This window comes from Xanthomonas campestris pv. asclepiadis, assembly GCF_020784175.1.
Lineage (GTDB): Bacteria > Pseudomonadota > Gammaproteobacteria > Xanthomonadales > Xanthomonadaceae > Xanthomonas > Xanthomonas campestris_D.
The window spans coordinates 42,547-59,691 of the sequence record NZ_JAJGQM010000034.1; the positions used below are offsets into that span (position 1 = coordinate 42,547).

12 protein-coding genes and 1 pseudogene are annotated in these 17,145 nt (G+C 68.1%); 6 read left to right on the plus strand and 7 right to left on the minus strand.

Annotation, left to right across the window (positions count from 1 at the left end; genetic code table 11):
- Positions 1-124 precede the first annotated feature (124 nt).
- Positions 125-778, minus strand: a complete 654-nt coding sequence (locus tag LL972_RS15025) for a hypothetical protein (RefSeq protein WP_228328269.1) — start codon at positions 776-778, stop codon at positions 125-127.
- Between the two features lie 32 nt (positions 779-810).
- A complete protein-coding gene (gene mgtE, locus LL972_RS15030; RefSeq protein WP_228328270.1) occupies positions 811-2,178 on the minus strand; it encodes a magnesium transporter in 1,368 nt (455 codons plus the stop codon).
- 500 nt (positions 2,179-2,678) lie between these two features.
- On the opposite strand from mgtE, the gene LL972_RS15035 reads away from it, so the two are divergent.
- The gene (locus LL972_RS15035) at positions 2,679-4,490 is read left to right on the plus strand and encodes a monovalent cation:proton antiporter-2 (CPA2) family protein (protein WP_228328271.1); all 1,812 of its coding nucleotides are present in this window, start codon (positions 2,679-2,681) and stop codon (positions 4,488-4,490) included.
- Positions 4,491-4,626: 136 nt separating this feature from the next.
- Here LL972_RS15035 and zwf read toward each other — a convergent pair whose 3' ends face one another.
- From zwf to LL972_RS15060, 5 genes are all read right to left on the minus strand, one after another.
- The gene (gene zwf, locus LL972_RS15040; protein WP_228328272.1) at positions 4,627-6,453 is read right to left on the minus strand and encodes a glucose-6-phosphate dehydrogenase; all 1,827 of its coding nucleotides are present in this window, start codon (positions 6,451-6,453) and stop codon (positions 4,627-4,629) included.
- Entirely contained in the window at positions 6,450-8,249 is a 1,800-nt protein-coding gene (locus LL972_RS15045) for a glycoside hydrolase family 15 protein (protein WP_228328273.1), read from the minus strand. Before LL972_RS15045 ends, zwf begins: the two co-directional genes overlap by 4 nt.
- A gap of 63 nt (positions 8,250-8,312) precedes the next feature.
- Complete coding sequence (locus LL972_RS15050) at positions 8,313-8,642, minus strand: low molecular weight protein tyrosine phosphatase family protein (RefSeq protein ID WP_228328274.1); 330 nt, start codon at positions 8,640-8,642, stop codon at positions 8,313-8,315.
- Between the two features lie 26 nt (positions 8,643-8,668).
- Positions 8,669-11,989 (minus strand): ankyrin repeat domain-containing protein, encoded by a 3,321-nt coding sequence (locus LL972_RS15055; protein ID WP_228328275.1) that lies wholly within the window; start codon positions 11,987-11,989, stop codon positions 8,669-8,671.
- On the minus strand, positions 11,982-12,242 hold the full coding sequence (locus LL972_RS15060; protein WP_228328282.1) for a YcgL domain-containing protein: 261 nt from the start codon (positions 12,240-12,242) through the stop codon (positions 11,982-11,984). Before LL972_RS15060 ends, LL972_RS15055 begins: the two co-directional genes overlap by 8 nt.
- A gap of 217 nt (positions 12,243-12,459) precedes the next feature.
- Between LL972_RS15060 and LL972_RS15065 the strand changes: the two genes are divergently transcribed.
- The 5 genes and pseudogenes from LL972_RS15065 to LL972_RS15085 all read left to right on the plus strand — a co-directional run.
- Positions 12,460-13,656 carry a beta-ketoacyl-[acyl-carrier-protein] synthase family protein gene (locus tag LL972_RS15065; RefSeq protein WP_228328276.1) on the plus strand — a complete coding sequence of 399 codons (1,197 nt, stop codon included), beginning with the start codon at positions 12,460-12,462 and terminating at the stop codon, positions 13,654-13,656.
- Positions 13,656-14,429, plus strand: a complete 774-nt coding sequence (locus tag LL972_RS15070; RefSeq protein WP_228328277.1) for a beta-ketoacyl synthase chain length factor — start codon at positions 13,656-13,658, stop codon at positions 14,427-14,429. Before LL972_RS15065 ends, LL972_RS15070 begins: the two co-directional genes overlap by 1 nt.
- Positions 14,426-15,247, plus strand: coding sequence for a glycosyltransferase family 2 protein (locus LL972_RS15075; RefSeq protein WP_228328278.1), 822 nt, complete (start codon positions 14,426-14,428; stop codon positions 15,245-15,247). The genes LL972_RS15070 and LL972_RS15075 overlap by 4 nt, the downstream gene beginning before the upstream one ends.
- Positions 15,244-16,866, plus strand: a complete 1,623-nt coding sequence (locus tag LL972_RS15080; protein ID WP_228328279.1) for an NAD(P)/FAD-dependent oxidoreductase — start codon at positions 15,244-15,246, stop codon at positions 16,864-16,866. Before LL972_RS15075 ends, LL972_RS15080 begins: the two co-directional genes overlap by 4 nt.
- Positions 16,863-17,145 (plus strand): annotated as a pseudogene (locus tag LL972_RS15085) (hypothetical protein); the annotation flags it as partial. The gene LL972_RS15080 and the pseudogene LL972_RS15085, both read left to right, overlap by 4 nt.

The window sequence follows — 17,145 nt, forward strand, 5'->3', positions numbered from 1 at the left end:
CATGGCCGTCGTCGACAATCGTCGATCGTTTCCACCGAAGACCGTTCGGGTTGGTGATTCGTTTGGCTGGTCAGTGCACCACTGCCTGCACCGTCGTCATGCCTGCCGCCTTGTCGATGCCTGCCTACTTTGAAAGTGTCGAGGTCGATGTGCGGCAACGCTGGGCGCCGTAAGCCACCGAATAGGGTTCGTCGTAGCATTTGATCAAGCCATCGACGACATCCAGGTTTGGTGGCCAGCGCACCTTCATCTCAGCTCGGCCCTTCTCGGCGGGAAAAACCATATAGCCATCCTTCAACGGCGGCATATCCTTGGCCTGCGGATAGGGCACCGACGCAAGCCGCGCACGTGCGGCATCCAGGCCGGCGCGGTCGCGTTTGAGGAACGCGAGCATCGCATCCACATACAGATTCCAGCCGGCGAGATCCTTGGCGGCTGGCTTGTAAGACTTTTCGAACAAGGCGATCGCCTGTGCCGTTTGACCAGCCTCTGCACGCATCTGGCCTTCGTGCCAGGTCACTATCCCGCCAGTGATCGCATGCGCCAGGCGATACTCGCGCAGCAGATCGGCTGCCGCCACGGTGCAACCGGGGCGGTCGGCGATGGTGCGCCAGCCGCCCTGCATGTCTTGGTCGAAGGCGTTCTCATCCAGCGCCAGCATGGCGGCGCGATCATAGGCACAGGCCGGTGGATGGGCCTGTTCGGCCCATCCTGGCTGCGACATGGCGACCAGCAACGCACTCGCCCCAAGTACATACCGCAGCGCCTTGTTGCCCATCGCGATCTCCTTATCGGTCGTGTTAGCAAAGCCTACAACAAGGTTCCGCTGAGGATCGCCGCGGCAATGCTGAAATAGATCACCAGCCCGGTGACATCCACCAGCGTGGCCACGAACGGTGCCGAGGCGCTGGCCGGGTCGAAGCCGAGCCGTTGCAGCACGAACGGCAGCATCGAGCCGGACAGCGAGCCGAAGGTGACGATGCCGATCAGCGCTGCGCCGATGGTCAGCGCCACCATCTGCCAGTGCGGGCCGTAGTCGTACAGGCCGGCGGTCTGCCAGATGGTGATGCGCACGATCGCCAGGAGGCCCAGGATGGTGCCCAGGGTGAGCCCGGTCGGCAGCTCGCGCAGCGCCACCTTCCACCAGTCGCCCAGGCGCAGTTCGCGCAGTGCCAGCGAGCGGATCAGCAGCGAGGTGGCCTGCGAGCCGGAATTGCCGCCCGAGCTCATGATCAGCGGAATGAACAGGGTCAGCACCACCGCCTTGGACAGCTCGTCCTCGAAGTGCTGCATCGCGCTGGCGGTGAGCATTTCGCCCAGGAACAGCACGCTCAGCCAACCGGCGCGCTTCTTGATCATCTGGCCGAAGCCGATCTGCATATAGGGCTTGTCCAGCGCTTCCATGCCGCCGAACTTGTGCACGTCCTCGGTGGATTCGGCGATCAATGCGTCCAGCACATCATCCACGGTGACGATGCCGAGCACATGGCCGTGCGCATCCACCACCGGGATCGCCAGCAGGTCGTGGCGGCGGATCAGGCGGGCGACTTCTTCCTGGTCCAGCGCCGGGTCCACCGTGACCGGCGGATTGACCTGCGCCACCTCCAGGATCGGCGCCTCCGGCGCGCCGGTGATCAGCCGGCGCATGGTGACCACCTGGGTCAGCACGCGGCTGTGCGGATCGAGCAGATAGATCGCATAGACCGTCTCGCGGCTGCGCTCCACCTCGCGGATGTGCTGCAGCGTGCGGCCCACCGTCCAGTCGGCCGACACTGCCACGAACTCGGTGGTCATCAGCGCGCCGGCGGTATTGGGCGGGTAGCGCATCAACGCCTGGATCGACAGCCGCGCCTCGGCACTGAGCAGCCACAGCAGCGGCTGGCGCTGCTCGGCATCCAGGCCATGGAAGATGTCGGTGGCGCGGTCGTCGGCCATCTGCCCGAGCAGGGAGGCGGCCTGCTCGGCCGGCAGCAGCGCGACCAGCGCGCTGGCGGCATGCAGCTCGGGCTGTTCGAGCAATTTCACCGCACGCGGCTGCGGCAGCGCGGCCAGCACCTGTGCGGCCTCGTCGCGGTCGAGGGTGTTGAGGTATTCCACCGCATCGGCCGTGTTGAAGTCGGCGATGGGTGCGATCAAGGCATCGACGCCTTGGGCAAGGCGCAGGGTTTCGTTGTACATGGTGGTTCGCCTGGTGACGACCGTCGTCGATGACAGCCAGCGAACCCTAACGTCTCAGGCGCGCGCCAACTGGGTCATCGACCCGGGTCTAGGGTGACTGTCGCTGGACATGAGTTAAGGGCTCCGAGAGTGCGTACCGACCGGTGATCCGGGCGGCAGCGCGGCGCAGTCTGCGCGCCTGAGCTCGCGTGGTCAATGCCCTGCGCGGGCTGCGCTCAGCGCGCGTCCAGGCGACGGTGCACGGCATGGCTTGCATGCCTGGACCAGGCGCTGGGCAGCGGATGCAGCACGCGCGCCTGCAGCAGATCCACAGTGGGGAGCAGCCATCGGGGAGCCGCCGGAAGATGGCGCGTCCGTCGCGCCGCAGGCTGCCACGGCGTTCGATGGCGATGCCGGCGCCAACTGGCGGCGATCACCCGCCGTGTTGCAGGCAGGACACGCTGATCCAGGCCGACATGTCGCCGCGGGCGGCATAATGCGAACCTCAACGGAGAACGTGCATGCATAGCGGTGGTCTGGAACTGGCTCTGGTGCTGATGCTGGCCGCCATTGTGGCGGTACCGGTGTTCAAGCGCTTCGGCCTGGGCGCGGTGTTGGCCTATCTGGTCGCCGGTGTGGTACTTGGGCCCAATGGCGTGGGCGTGGTGCAGGATGCCGAGCGCATCAGCGGCGCGGCCGAGATCGGCGTGGTGATGCTGCTGTTCGTGATCGGCCTGGAGCTGTCGCCGGCGCGCCTGAAGGTGATGCGTCATTCGGTGTTCGGTGCCGGCGCCACCCAGGTGGTGGTGACCACGCTGATCCTGGGCGGCCTGCTGATGCTCGGCAAGCTGGGCTGGAAGAGCGCATTGATCGTCGGCGTGGCGCTGGCATTGTCGTCCACCGCGGTGGGCCTGCAATTGCTGGCCGAGCGCAAGGCGCTCAATAGCGACTACGGGCGCCTGGCGTTCGCCATCCTGCTGTTCCAGGATCTGATCGCCATTCCGTTGCTGGCGGCGATTCCGCTGCTGGGCGGCAGCAAGAACGCCACCCTGGAATGGCAGGACGTGGCCAAGGCGGTGGCGGCGCTGGCGCTGGTGATCCTGTGCGGGCGCTTCGTGCTGCGCTACCTGTTCAACATGGTGGCGCGCACGCGCATGCCGGAAGTGTTCACCGCCAGCGCCTTGCTGGTGGTGCTGGGCACTGCCTGGATCATGCAGGAAGCCGGATTGAGCGCCAGCCTGGGCGCGTTTCTGGCCGGTGTGCTGCTGGCCGATTCGGAATTCCGCCACGAGCTCGAATCGCAGATCGAGCCGTTCGAAGGGTTGCTGCTGGGACTGTTTTTCATCTCGGTCGGCATGGGCATCGACCTGAACCGGGTGGTCGCCGAGCCGTGGCTGATCGCCAGCGGCGTGGCGATCCTGCTGGTGGTGAAGTTCTCGCTGCTGGTCGGGATCGGCAGCGTGGCCAGACTCCCGCTGCGCAGCAGCCTGATGCTGGGCAGCGTGTTGTGGCTGGGCGGCGAGTTCGCCTTCGTGGTGTTCAACGAGGCCGATCGGGTCGGCTTGCTGGAGCGCGCCAACCATGACCGACTGGTGGCCATTGTCGGTGTCTCGATGGCGCTGACGCCGCTGTTGCTGCTCGGCATGCAGCGCATCCTCAACGGGCCGCTGCGGCTGCATGCGCCCAAGTCCGACCGCCCGTTCGACACCATCGATGCGCAGACGCCCAAGGTGCTGGTCGCCGGCATGGGCCGCTTCGGTCAGGTCGTCGCGCGCCTGCTCACCGCGCGGCATGTGCCGTTCGTGGCGCTGGAACACAATCCGGACACCGTGGAGGACTTGCGCCGCTTCGGCAGCCAGCTGTACTACGGCGACCCCACCCGCCCGGAACTGCTGCGCGCCGCCGGTGCCGACCGCATCAAGGTGTTCGTGATCGCGGTGGACGACCCGGAAACCAACATCAAGGCGGTGCGGCTGATCCGCCGCCTGTACCCGCAGGCCACGGTGCTGGCACGTGCACGCAATCGCCAGCACGCCTGGAAACTGATGGACCTGGGCGCCGAACCGTTCCGCGAGGTGTTCGCCTCCAGCCTGGAACTGAGCGAACGCGTGCTCACCTCGCTCGGCCTTGGGGAGACGGTTGCCAGGGAGCACGTCAAACGGTTCCGCCAGCACGACGAAGAGTTGCTGCATCGCCAGCACCTGGTCTATGACGACGAAGCCAAGGTGATCCAGACCTCGCGCGATGCACGCGCCGACCTGATGAATCTGTTCGAAGCCGACGTCAAGGCGGATGTGGACAGCGAGCCTGCACCCACCACGCTCGATCGCTGAGCCCTTCGTAGGAGCGTGCCTGCGCGCGACGGGGCGTTACCGGTAACGCCTCATCGCGCGCAAGCGCGCTCCTACAGGGATTTTCTGCACACCTAGCCGCCGCACGATCGCAGCGGCTGTGTGTTGATCGCATCACTCAGCGGCGCGGTGTGCGCACTGCGGGCTTGCTGGCCGACTTCTTCGCTGCGCTCTTGCCAGCCGCAGCTTTGCTCACGGCCTTCGCTGCTGCTTTTGCAACCTTCTTGGTCGCGCGCTTGGTGACGGATGTCTTTGCCACCTTGCCGGGCGAACCGGCTGCGCCTTGAGCGGATTTTGCAGCAGGTGCGGCGGCACGTTTGGGTGTCGCCTTGCTCGCTTTCTTCGCGGTCTTCTTGGTGGCTTTCTTGATCGGCGTCGTGGCGCTGCCACGTGCTTCCGGTGCGCGACGCGGCGGTGGCTTGCGGCCCGGGGTGAGCGCGCGCCAGGCGTGTCCGCCATTCATGGCCAGCAAGGCATCGGCGGCCGAGGGGCCGGCGCTGCCGGCGGCGTAGTTGGGGAAGTCGCTGGGCGGTTGTTTCCAGGCATCCAGGATCGGTTGCACGATGCGCCAGGCACCTTCCACCATCGCCGCATCCTGGAACAGGCCAGCCTCGCCGTTCATGCAGTCCTGCAGCAGGCGCTCGTAGCCCACCGTGTATTCCTTGGGGAACCAGTCGCGGTAGCGGAAGTCCATGCGCACCGGTGCCAGACTGACCTGCGCGCCGGGGCGCTTGACGTCGAACTGCAGCGAGATGCCTTCGTCGGGCTGGATGTGCAGCACCAGCCAGTCGGGGCCGTAGCCGCCTACTTCAGTACTCCGAAACGGCGCCAGCGGCGCCGGCTTGAAGCGGATCGCGATCTCGGTGGTGCGCTCACGCAGGCGCTTGCCGGTGCGCAGGTAGAACGGCACGCCGGCCCAGCGCCAGGTGTCCACCTGCAGCTTCATCGCCACATAGGTTTCGGTTTCCGAATCGTCCGGCACCGTGTCTTCTTCGCGATACCCCGGCACGGCGCTGCGGTTGACCGCGCCGGAGGCGTACTGGCCGCGCACCACGTCTTCGGGCTTGATCGGGCGCACCGCTTCGATCACTTCAGCACGGCGACGGTGCATCGCCTCGGTGGTGAACGCGGCCGGCGGTTCCATCGCAATCATCGCCAGCAACTGGAACAGGTGATTGGGCACCATGTCGCGCAGACAGCCGGTGGGGTCGTAGAAACGTCCGCGCCCTTCCACGCCGATGGTTTCGGCGGCGGTGATCTGCACATGATCGATGCGGTCGCGGTTCCACACCGGCTCGAACAGGCCGTTGGCGAAACGGAACGCCAGGATGTTCTGCACGGTTTCCTTGCCGAGGAAGTGGTCGATGCGGAACACCTGGTCTTCGTGCAAGACCTTGGCGACGGTGGCGTTGAGCGCAACGGCGCTGGGCAGGTCGTGGCCGAAGGGTTTTTCCACGATCACCCGACGCCAGCCCTCGCCCTCGCGTTGCTTGACCAGCCCGGCTTCGCCCAGGTTTAGCAGCACCGGTTCGAAGAAGCGCGCGGCGGTGGCCAGGTAAAACAGCACGTTGCCCTGCGTGCCGTAGCGCTTGTGCAGTTTCTCCAGCGCGCCATCCAGGGTTTGATAGGCGCCCAGGTCGGTGAAATCGCCACGCAGATAATGCATGCGCTCGCGCAGCCACTCCCAGGTGTCGGTGTCGAATTCGTCGGTCTGAAATTCGGCATCGCGGCTGCTGAGCAGCTCGGTCATCGACTGACCCATCATCGTGCGCCACGAGCGCTCGCTGATATCGCCGTGATCCATGCCGACGATGGCGAACTGCTCGCCCAGTGCGCCGGAGCGACGCAGGTTGTACAGCGCCGGCATCACCAGGCGCTTGGTCAGATCACCGCGTGCACCGAACACCACGATGATGCACGGCGGGGTTGTGGCTTGTTCGTTCATGGATGTGTTTCCTCTTCGCCCATGCGTCCGTGCAGGCGCAATGCCGCATTGACCAGAGCCACGTGGGAATACCCTTGCGGGAAGTTGCCAAGCATGCGTTTGCTGCGCGGGTCGTACTCTTCGGCGAGCAGGCCCACGTCGTTGCACAGCCCGAGCAGACGCTCGAGCAGGACACGCGCCTGCTCGGTGCGCCCGAGCAGTGCATAGTTTTCCACCAGCCAGAAGCTGCAGGCAAGAAAGGTGCCCTCACCGGCCGGCAAGCCGTCGGCGCTGTCGTCGGCGCGATAGCGTTCGACCAATCCATCGATGGTCAGGTCGCGTGCGATCGCATCGGCGGTGGCGGCAATGCGTGGATCCTCGGCCGGCAGGAACCCCACGATCGGAATCAGCAACAGCGACGCGTCCAGACGGTCGGAACCATAGCTCTGCACGAAATGCCCGTCCGGGTGCACGCCTTTTTCCAGCACTTCGGCGCGGATCTCGTCGGCAATGCGGCCCCAGTGCGCGCGCTTGGCCGCATCGGCGTTGGTGATGCCATCGCGCGCGCCGCAATCGAATGCCAGCCAGGCCATGACCTTGGAATGCACGAAATGACGGCGCTCGTCGCGGATTTCCCAGATGCCTTCGTCGGGCAGGCGCCACAGCGTTTCCAGTGTCTCCAGCACTTTTTCCAGCAACGATGCCGATGAGCCATCGTCATCGGACGGCGGCGCCACGCCCTTTTCGCGCGCGTAATGGAACGCGCCGATCAACTCGCCGTAGACGTCGAGCTGGAACTGATCCACCGCACCGTTGCCGATACGCACCGGGCCGGAGTTTTCATGGCCGGGCAGCCAGTGCGCCTCCCATTCCTGCAGCCGGCGTTCGCCGGCGATGCCGTAGAGCGCCTGCAACTGATCCGGTGAACCGGCGATGGCGCGCTGCACCCAGTCGCGGAACGCCTCTGCCTCGTCGCGATATCCGGCCTGCAGCAGGGCGATCAGCGTGAACACCGAATCGCGCAGCCAGCAATAGCGGTAATCCCAGTTGCGGCTGCCGCCCAGATGCTCGGGCAGCGAGGCCGTCGGCGCAGCGACGATGCCGCCGGTGGGCAGATAGCTGAGCCCCTTCAACACCACCAGCGAGCGACGCACCTGTGCGGTCCAGGGGCCGACATCGGTGCAGCGACGTGCCCAGCCGTGCCAGAACGCGGTCGTGCGTTGCAGCGCCTGTTCCGGATCGATCGCCGCTGGCGTGGGCTGATACGACAGACCGTGGCTGAGCAGAAACCAGGTGCTTTCGCCCTGACGCAGCGTGAAGTCGGCTTCGGTGCCCATGTCCTCGCCATGCAGCGCCTGCGGCGAGCGCAGGGCGAGCTGGTCGGGCCCGGCGATGGCGCGGATACCGCCGTCGATACGCGTCACCCATGGCACGGTGCGGCCGTAGTTGAAGCGGAAGGTCAGGCGCATGTGCATCGGCACCTCGCCCTGCACGCAACGCACGATCCGCACCAGGTGCTGGTGGCTGTCGCCTTCGTCGCTGGCGACCATGAAGTCGACCAGTTCCACCGTGCCGGTGCCGGTGCGCATGCGCGTGCACAACACCAGACTGTCGTCTTCGTAGGCACGTTCGCTGCGAAAGTCGCCTGCCGGCGACAACGCCCATTGCCCGTGCTGCTCATCGCCCAGCAGGGATGCGAAAAACGCGTCGGAATCGAAACGTGGCAGACACAGCCAGTCGATGGTGCCGCGGTGGTCGACCAGGGCCGCGCTGTGGCAATTGCCCAGCATGGCATGGTCCTCGATACGCACGCTCATCGTAGAGGCGCTTCCTTCGTGCGAGGGAACGCCCAGTCTTGCACGCGCAGTGTCGGGATCAGGTTACGAATGCGCCGGCAGACGCAGCAACGGTGGCACCGTGTGTTCCAGCCGACGGATCAGTGCCGGATCCATATACGCGTAGTCGTCGGGAATCTGCAGGCAGATCACCCGGCAATGGCGCAGATGCGCGGCAAAGCGTTTGCGTAACAGCTGCAGATGGCGACGCTCCATCACCAGCACCAGCTGCGCTTCGTGCAACAGCTCCGGGGTGAGCTGTACGTCCGCATCGGCGGCCAGCCCGGCCGATTGCGTCTGCACGCCGGGCCAGTCGGCGAACACGCGCTCGGCGGTGGGGCTGCGCAGGCGGTTGCGGCTGCAGACGAACAGCACCCGCAGCGGTGCCCCGCCGCGCTGGCTCAGCGGCCTTCGCGCAGGAAGCGCGCCATCGAGGACACACCCGGCAAGGCGGGCTCGAACTGGCCGGCCACATCGATGAAACCGCGCATGATCGCGATCTCGCGCGGGGTACGGTTGAGCGCGTCGCGGCGGTCGGCATCGGCGCCGGCGCGCAGCAGGCGCTGCACCAGCAGCGGCAGGCCGTGCAGTGCGGCCAGATGCAACGGGCCGAAGCCGCGCTGATCGGCCACATCCAGCGAGACGTCTTCGTCGAGCAGGCGTTCGACGCCGGCCAGCACCACCTGCTCGTCGCAGGCGGTGCCGGGTTCGGCGCGCGCACCCAGCAACAGCAGCAGGGGGCTGACCCGGCCGCCAGCCAGGTAGTCCGGGTCGGCGCCGGCCAGCAGCAAGGTATCCAGCAAGGCCAGCAGGCGGCTCTTGTCGCGCGCGGTGAAGCCGTACAGCGCGGCGCAATGCAGCGGCGCCAGGCCCTGGTCGTCGTTGGCGTGCACATCGGCCGCCGCGGTGAGCAGGCGCGCCACGATATCCGGCAGGCCCAGCGCGCAGGCCAGCATCAGCACGGTGACGCCGCCGGGCAGGCGGTGCTCGATCTGCGCGCCGGCCTGCAGCAGCGCGGCCACGATCTCGGTCTGGCGCATGCTCACCGCCGCCGACAACGGCGTGGCGCCGCTATTGGCCGCGCGTTGCGGGTCGGCGCCACGACCGAGCAGATGCGCCACCACGCCGAGATGGCCGCCACCGGCCGCACGCAGCAGCGCGGTGCAGCCCTGCGCATCGACGGCGTCGACCGGCAGGCCGAGATCGATCAGGCGACGCACCGCATCGGTGTCGCCGACCATCGCGGCCGCCGGCACATCCGCCTCGCGCAGGCTGCGATGCGGCAGCGACCAGATGCGCCAGTCCAGCCAGTCGGCCAGATCGCGACGGCCGATCGACAGCGCCACGCCCAATGGGGTCTGCCCGTCGGCAGCGCGCGCTTCCGGCGAGGCGCCCTGCTTGACCAGCAATTTCAGCGAGGCCTCGCGGCCCAGCGCGGTGGCCAGATGCAGCGCGGTCATGCCGTGGCTGTCGCGCGCCTCGCGGTCCACGCCGTGTTCCAGCAACCACTGCTGCAGGCGCAGCCAGCCCAGCCGCACCGCCAGCGACAACGGCGGATCGCCGGCCGCCGACGCGGCGAACGGGTCGGCGCCGCGTTCGAGCAATTCCAGCGCGAACTGTTCCAGCCCGCGCGATGCCGCATCGTGCTGCACGCAGGCGCTGAGCAGCCGCGTCAGACCGCCCGCACCGGCCGGCGACACGCCATGGCGCAGCAGCGCCTGCAGTGCCGGCACCGCCTCCACGCCTCGCGACAGCAGCGCAAACATCGGCACATCGCCGCAGGCATCGCGCACTTCGGCATCGGCACCGTGGCGCAGCAGCCAGTCAACCGCGTCGGCATTCAAGGCCAGGTGCGCGTCGTGCAGCAGGCCGCCAAGTTCTTCCGGGCCGCACAGGCGGGCCAGCGCGACCAGACCGTCGCGTTGACCGAACTGCAGTCCTTCGCGCAACAGGACCAGGGGCGGGCGATCAGGCAGCAGCGCAACGCCAGGGGTCTCGCCGTGCGCATCGCTGACCGCCGCCGGCAACGGATAGGCGGGGTCGAGCAATTGCACGATCGCCCAGCGCCCGGCTTCGGCGGCCACATCCACCGCGCGTCGGCCGTGCGCATCGGTGCTGTCGGCCGGCACCTGCAGGTCGAGCAGGCGCCGGATCAGGGCCGGCAACACGCTGTCGGCGGCGCAGGCCAACATCACCGCGTTGCGGCCCTCGCCATCGATGGCCAGCACATCGGCCTTGCGTGCGACCAGGCGTTCGAGCACGCCGCTGCGCGCCTGCCGCGCTGCATCCAGCCACGGCGTGCGGCCGAGCAGATCGCGCGCTTCCAGATTGGCACCGGCTGACAGCAGTGCCTCGACGATGTCGCCGTGCCCGGCCAACGCCGCTTCGTGCAGGGCGCTGCGGCGTTGGCGATCGCGCGCATCCACACGCGCCTTGTGCTTGAGCAGCAACTGCACGCCGGCCGGGTCGTCTTCCTCGGTGCCGGCCGCCGCCAGCAGCACCGGCGCGCCGCCGTCCGGTTCGGAGTGGGCGCCGCGTTCCAGCAGGAACTTGGCCAGCCGCCAGTTGCCGACCTGGCAGGCCATCGCCAGCGGCGAGTGACCTTCGTGGTTGAGCGCATCGAGCTCGGCGGCGGCATCGCGCAGCAGCGCGGCCACGCCCGGGTCGGAACTGCGCACCGCGTGATGCAGCGGCGTGTTGCCGTCGTTGTCGCTTGCGCGCGGGTCGGCGCCGTTGGCCAGCAGCGTCATCACCGCGTCCGGGCGACCGTGCCAGCTGTCGCGCGTGGCGGCCAGCAACGGCGTCATGCCGCGATGCGGCTGGTTGACGTCGACACGGCGCACGATCAGCTCGCGCAGCAGGCGCAGATCCGGCAGCACCGCAGCAAGCGCGGGCAGGCTGCGTTGGTCGCGCCATTCCGGCAGCGGCATCGCCTGCGGGTCGGCGCCGGCGTCGAGCAACTGCAGCGCGCGGTCCACGCGTCCGCTGCGCGCGGCCTCGAACAGCTCGGGCACCAGTTGATGCTGGGCCACCGGCTCCAGCGGACGCGGTTCGGCCGCCGCTTCGGAAAAGAAATCGGCCGCCTGCAAGGCCGCCGGGGTATCGCTGCGCACCGGGGCGGCGGTGCGTTGCAACAGCAGATGGGCGACCGGCAGCAGCACGCTGGCGGCGATCGCCAGACTCCAGCGCCAACTGCTCGACAACCAGCCCGGCCAGGCCAGCGCCACCACCAGCGTGCACATCGCCAGCACCAGTGCAGCGGCGAGCAAGCCACGCCAGGCGTGCAACTCCTGCGCCGCCAGCGCATGCCAGCGCGGGGCCAGGGCGCCGCCGTCGCGCTCGACCTCGCCCCACAGCGGCCAGGTCCGCCACAGCCCGAGCAGCGCGGCGCTGACCGCCACACTCAAGGCCAACGCGGCAGCCAGGCTGCCGCTGTCGCGCAGGGCGGTCAGCGGCCAGCTGATCAGGGCGGCCAGCGCCAGCAGGCCCACACCCCAGATCGTCAGCAGCGGCAGCAAGGCCTGCGCAACCGCGCGCGGCGGGCTGGGCAGTGCGCGGGTACCGCGCGCCCACGACACCGCCAGCGCGAACGCCGGCTGCGCCAGCCACAGCGCCACCGCGGCAACACCGCCGCCGATGCCGCCCAGCAACGACAATGCCACGCCGGCCGCCCCGGCCAGCGCTGCGGCCCGCACGCGTGCGGCCCGTGCGGCCTCAGTCATAGTCGCACTCGCCCGCCAGCACCACCGTCTTGGGCAGTTGCAGATAGAAGCCATGCTTGCCGAGTGCGTCGCGCACCGTGACCACGTCGGCCTGCGCCAGACGGCGCTCCGGCGTCAACGCCACCTCCAGCACGAACGCGAACGGCGCCAGCTGCGCGTGCACGGCGGCGGGAAGACCGGAGAAGTCGTCGCGCGTGGCGAGATAGACGAAGGTGTCCTGCTTGCGTTGGCTTTTATAGACGTAGGCGTGCATGCGCGCGTGGTCGCGCTCGATCGGCAAGTGTGTCGCAGGATTGTGTCCCAATTGCGCCGATGGCGAAAGCGCGGCAGCACGCGAAAACTCCTGCCCCGTCAGCGACATGACCGGCACGTTCAGTTGCGCCATCGACGGGAGGCAGACCCGCCATCGATATACTGAGCCCACTTTTTGCCAGCAGACCACCGTGAGCCAAGCGCAGCATCCGTCCCAGATGGCCCCGGTCGCCGTCACCGCCTTTACCTCCACCACCGCGCTCGGCGCCGGGCTCGATGCCCAGGCTGCCGCCCTGACCGCTCGCCGCAGCGGCATGCGTCGCAACGATTTCGGCCCGCAGCCGCTGCCCTGCTGGATCGGCCGCGTGGAGGGCGTGGAAGACGTCGTCCTGCCGCAATCTCTGCAAGACTGGGACTGCCGCAACAATCGCCTGGCCTGGCTGGCCCTGCAGCAGGACGGCATGGCCGAGGCCGTGCAGGCCGCCGCGCAGCGCTACGGCGCCGAGCGCGTGGCGGTGATCATCGGCACCTCCACCTCCAGCATCGGCGCCAGTGAGGAGGCCTATACCCGCCTGGTCGAAGACGCCGACGGCGCGCGCTTCCCCGACGATCTGAATCGCCCGATCGTGCACACCCCGCACTCGCTGGGCGACTTCGTGCAGCACGCCACCGGCCTGCGCGGCCCCAGCGTGACCGTGGCCACCGCCTGTTCGTCCAGCGCAAAGGTGTTCGCCCAGGCCGCGCGCCTGATCGACGCCGGGGTGGTGGATGCCGCCCTGGTCGGCGGCGTGGATACCTTGTGCGGCAGCGTGCTGTTCGGCTTCAACTCGCTGCAGGTGGTGGCGCCGGAGCTGTGCCAGCCGTTCGATGCGCGCCGGGTCGGCCTGAGCCTGGGCGAGGCCGGCGGCTTTGCCATGCTCGAACGCACCGCCGCCGCACCGCACGCAACGCTGTGGCTGTACGGCTATGGCGAATCCAGCGATGCGCACCATATGTCTGCCCCTCATCCGCAGGGCCTGGGCGCGCAGCTGGCGATGCGCGATGCGCTCGATCGCGCCGGCCTGGACGCCGATGCGGTGGGCTATCTGAACCTGCACGGCACCGCCACCCCGGCCAACGACAGCGTGGAGGCGGCCGCGGTGGCAGCGATCTTCCCCGCCACCCTGCACGCCAGTTCGACCAAGGCCTGGACCGGCCACACCCTGGGCGCAGCCGGCATCGTCGAATCGGTGATCGCGCTGCTGGCGCTGCGCGACGGCGTGCTGGCGGGCACACTCAATAGCGCCGTGCCCGACCCGGCCTGTGGCCCGCAGATCCGTTTCGACAACGTCCTTTCCAAGATCGATTACGCCATGAACAACTCCTTCGGTTTTGGCGGCAACAACTGTTCGCTGCTGTTTGGGCGGGCCCGCTGATGCTGGCTGCCACCATCGAGGGGATCGGCTTCTGGACCCAGGGCCTGCCGAGCTGGGACGCCGCTGCGGCGTTCGTGCGCGGCGGCGCGCTGCAGGACACCGGGGCACGCCCGGCGCCGCAGCTGCTGGCCGCCAACGAGCGCCGCCGCGCACCGGACACGGTGGCGGTCTCGCTGGAGGCCGCGCTGGCCGCCTGTCACGCCGCCGGCCGCGAGCCGGCCAGCCTGCCGTCGATCTTTACCTCCACGTACGGCGATCTGGCCATCTCCGACTACATGTGCGCCACCCTGGCCAGCGACCCGACGGCGATCTCGCCGACCAAGTTCCACAACTCGGTGCACAACGCCGCGGCCGGCTACTGGACCATCGGCGCCGGGGCGATGACCCCGGCCACGGCGATCAGCGCCAGCCTGGGCAGCTTTGCGCAGGGCCTGCTGGAGGCGCTGGTCCAACGCGCCGCCGGCATGGACGCGGTGCTGCTGGCCGGCTACGACGCCCGCTCGGTCGGGCCGCTGGGCCGGGTCGCGCCCAGCCAGGGCCTGCTCGGCGGCGCGCTGGTGCTGGGCGCCCCCGGCCAGGCCGGCAAGCCGCAGCTGCGAGCGCGGCTGGACGATGGCACGCCTTCGCCGGGCGAGGGCCCGCTGTCGCGGCAGGTCGCCGGCAACGCAATGGCGCCGATGCTGCCGCTGTTCGACCTGATCGCCGCTGGCGGCGAGCGCGTGGCGCTGTACGCCGGCCCGGGCCGGGTGCTGCAGCTGGAGATCCAGCGATGAGCCGGCAGCCGCTGACCCGCGAGGACACCGCGATCCTGGTGCCGGCCCTGAACGAGTCGCTGCGCATCCGCGAAGTGGTCAACGATGCGCTGACCTATTGCTCGAACGTGATCGTGATCGACGACGGCTCCGACGATGGCACCGCCGACTGCATCGCCGACCTGCCGATCACCCTGATCCGGCATCCGCAGCGCAAGGGCAAGGGCGCCGCGTTGCGCAGCGGGTTTGCGCAGGCACAGCGGATGGGCATGCGCGCCGTGATGACCATGGACGGCGACGGCCAGCACAAGGCCGCCGATTTCCCGCGCCTGTTGGCGGCGGCCAACCGCCACCCCGGCTGCGTCATCGTCGGCGCCCGCATGCGCAAGCGCGCCACCCAGCCCACCATTCGCCGCATCGGCAACGATTTCGGCGACTGGGGCATCGCCTGGGCCTGCGGCTTCCAGCTGGTCGACAGCCAGAGCGGCCAGCGCCTGTATCCGGCCTCGGTGTTCACCCTGCCCGACGTGCCCGGCGAAGGTTTCGTGTTCGAAGCGCAGCTGCTGATTTCCGCCGCGCGCCAGGCCGGCGCGCGCGTGGTCGCGGTGCCGATCGAAACCCGCTATGCCGGCACCTCGCCGGGCACCTTCCGCAAGAGCCATTTCCGCCTGGTGCGCGACCTGTGGGAGATCACCTCGCACGTGGTCGTGCAGGCCTGGAGCTACGGGCATATCTGGCGCGAGTACCGCCGCGTGCGCGCCAACCCGGTGCTGATCGACGACGCTGACGGCGAATTTGCTACTGTGCCTGCGGTCACCAAGAGCAGCCAATCTCCATGAATGCACAGCGTGCCGATGTCGTTATCACCGGTGGCGGCCTGGCCGGCCTGAGTCTGGCCCTGCAGCTGCGCCAACGCGATCCCGAACTGGCAATCACCGTGTTGGAGCGCCGTGCGCACCCGGTGCGGGAAGCCGCGTTCAAGGTCGGCGAATCCACGGTGGAAATCGGCGCGCATTATTTCGCCGACGTGCTGGGCCTGCGCGAGCATCTGGAGACCGAGCAGATCCGCAAGTTCGGTTTCCGCTTCTTCTTTTCCGACAGGCGCGAGGACATCGACCGTTGCATCGAACTGGGCGTCAGCCAGATCCTGCCGACGCCGTCGTGGCAGATCGATCGCGGCCGCTTCGAGAATTTCCTCGGCGAGCGCGCCCGCGCGCAGGACATCACGTTTGTCGACGGCTGCAGCGTCAAGGGCGTGGACCTGGCCGATGACGAGGCCGACCACGCCGTGCGCTACGAGCGCGCCGGCGAGGCCGGCACGCTGCACGCACGCTGGGTGGTGGATGCCAGCGGCCGCGCCGGCCTGCTCAAGCGCAAGCTCGGCCTGGCGCAGGACAACGCACACGATGCCAACGCGGTGTGGTGGCGCGTGGAAGGCCTGATCGACCCCAATGGCTGGTCGCAGGACAGCAGCTGGCTGCAGCGCTGCACGCCGCCGGATCGCTGGCGCTCGACCAACCACATGTGCGGGCCGGGCTACTGGTTCTGGCTGATTCCGTTGTCGTCCGGCGCGCATTCGCTGGGCATCGTCTGCGATGCGTCCATGCACCCGCTGGAGACCATGAACACCCACGAGAAAGCGATGACCTGGCTGCGCACGCATCAGCCGCAGGTCGCCGCCACCCTCGACAAGGCCGACTACCGGCTGCAGGACTTCCTGTTCCTGCGCAACTTCTCTTACGACTGCAAGCAGGTGTTCTCGCCGCAGCGTTGGGCGCTGACCGGCGAAGCAGGGTTGTTCCTGGACCCGTTCTATTCGCCCGGCAGCGACTTCATTGCGATCTCCAACACCTACATTTGCGAACTGATCGGCCGCGACCGCGCCGGTAGATCGCTCAGCCCGTATGTCGAGCTGTATCAGCAACTATATTTTTCGTTCTACGAAAACACACTGACCCTGTATCAGGATCAGTACGCCCTGTTCGGCGATGCGCAGGTGATGCCGGTCAAGGTGATCTGGGATTACACCTACTACTGGTCGCTGCTGGCGCCGCTGTTCTGCAGCGGACGGATCGCCGACCTCAGCCTGCTCTCGCGCATGAAGGCGGATTTTTTCTACGCGCGCGACATGAATCTGGCGATGCAGCGCGTGCTGCACGACTGGGGCCAGCACAACACTGCACAAGGCTTGGCCAGCGACGATGGGCGCCTGCTCGATCAATACCTGATCGGCTGGTTCAACGAACTCAACGGCGCCTTGCACGACACCCTCGACGACGACGCCTTTGCCGCACGTATCCACAGCAACGTCGCGCAGATGGCGGTGTTGGCACGCGAGATCCTGCACAAGGCACGCCAGCGCCATGCCGCACTGCCGGACCATGGGCTGGACGCCTTGACCGCCAACGCCGTCGGCGAACCGATCCTCACCGCCGCCTGGTACGCCGACGCGGCGTGAGTTCGAAGACCGCGCCGGCAACGGCGCGTTTTCCCTGGATCCGCGCGAGCTTGACCCAAATGCCAGATCGGAAGACGCCGATCAAACCGCACCGCATCGAACGGCCGCGCGACGTGCATGGCTTGCACAGGCACACCACCCATCTCGACCGGTCCTTGCCCGCCCACCGTCGCGGGACCTTGAGCGGCATGGATGCCGCGCTAGAGCCTTATCTGTTCGGATTCTGGCAGTTTGGGCGTCGAGAGCCGGCGTGGGCCACCGTGAGAGCCTGGATCGTTA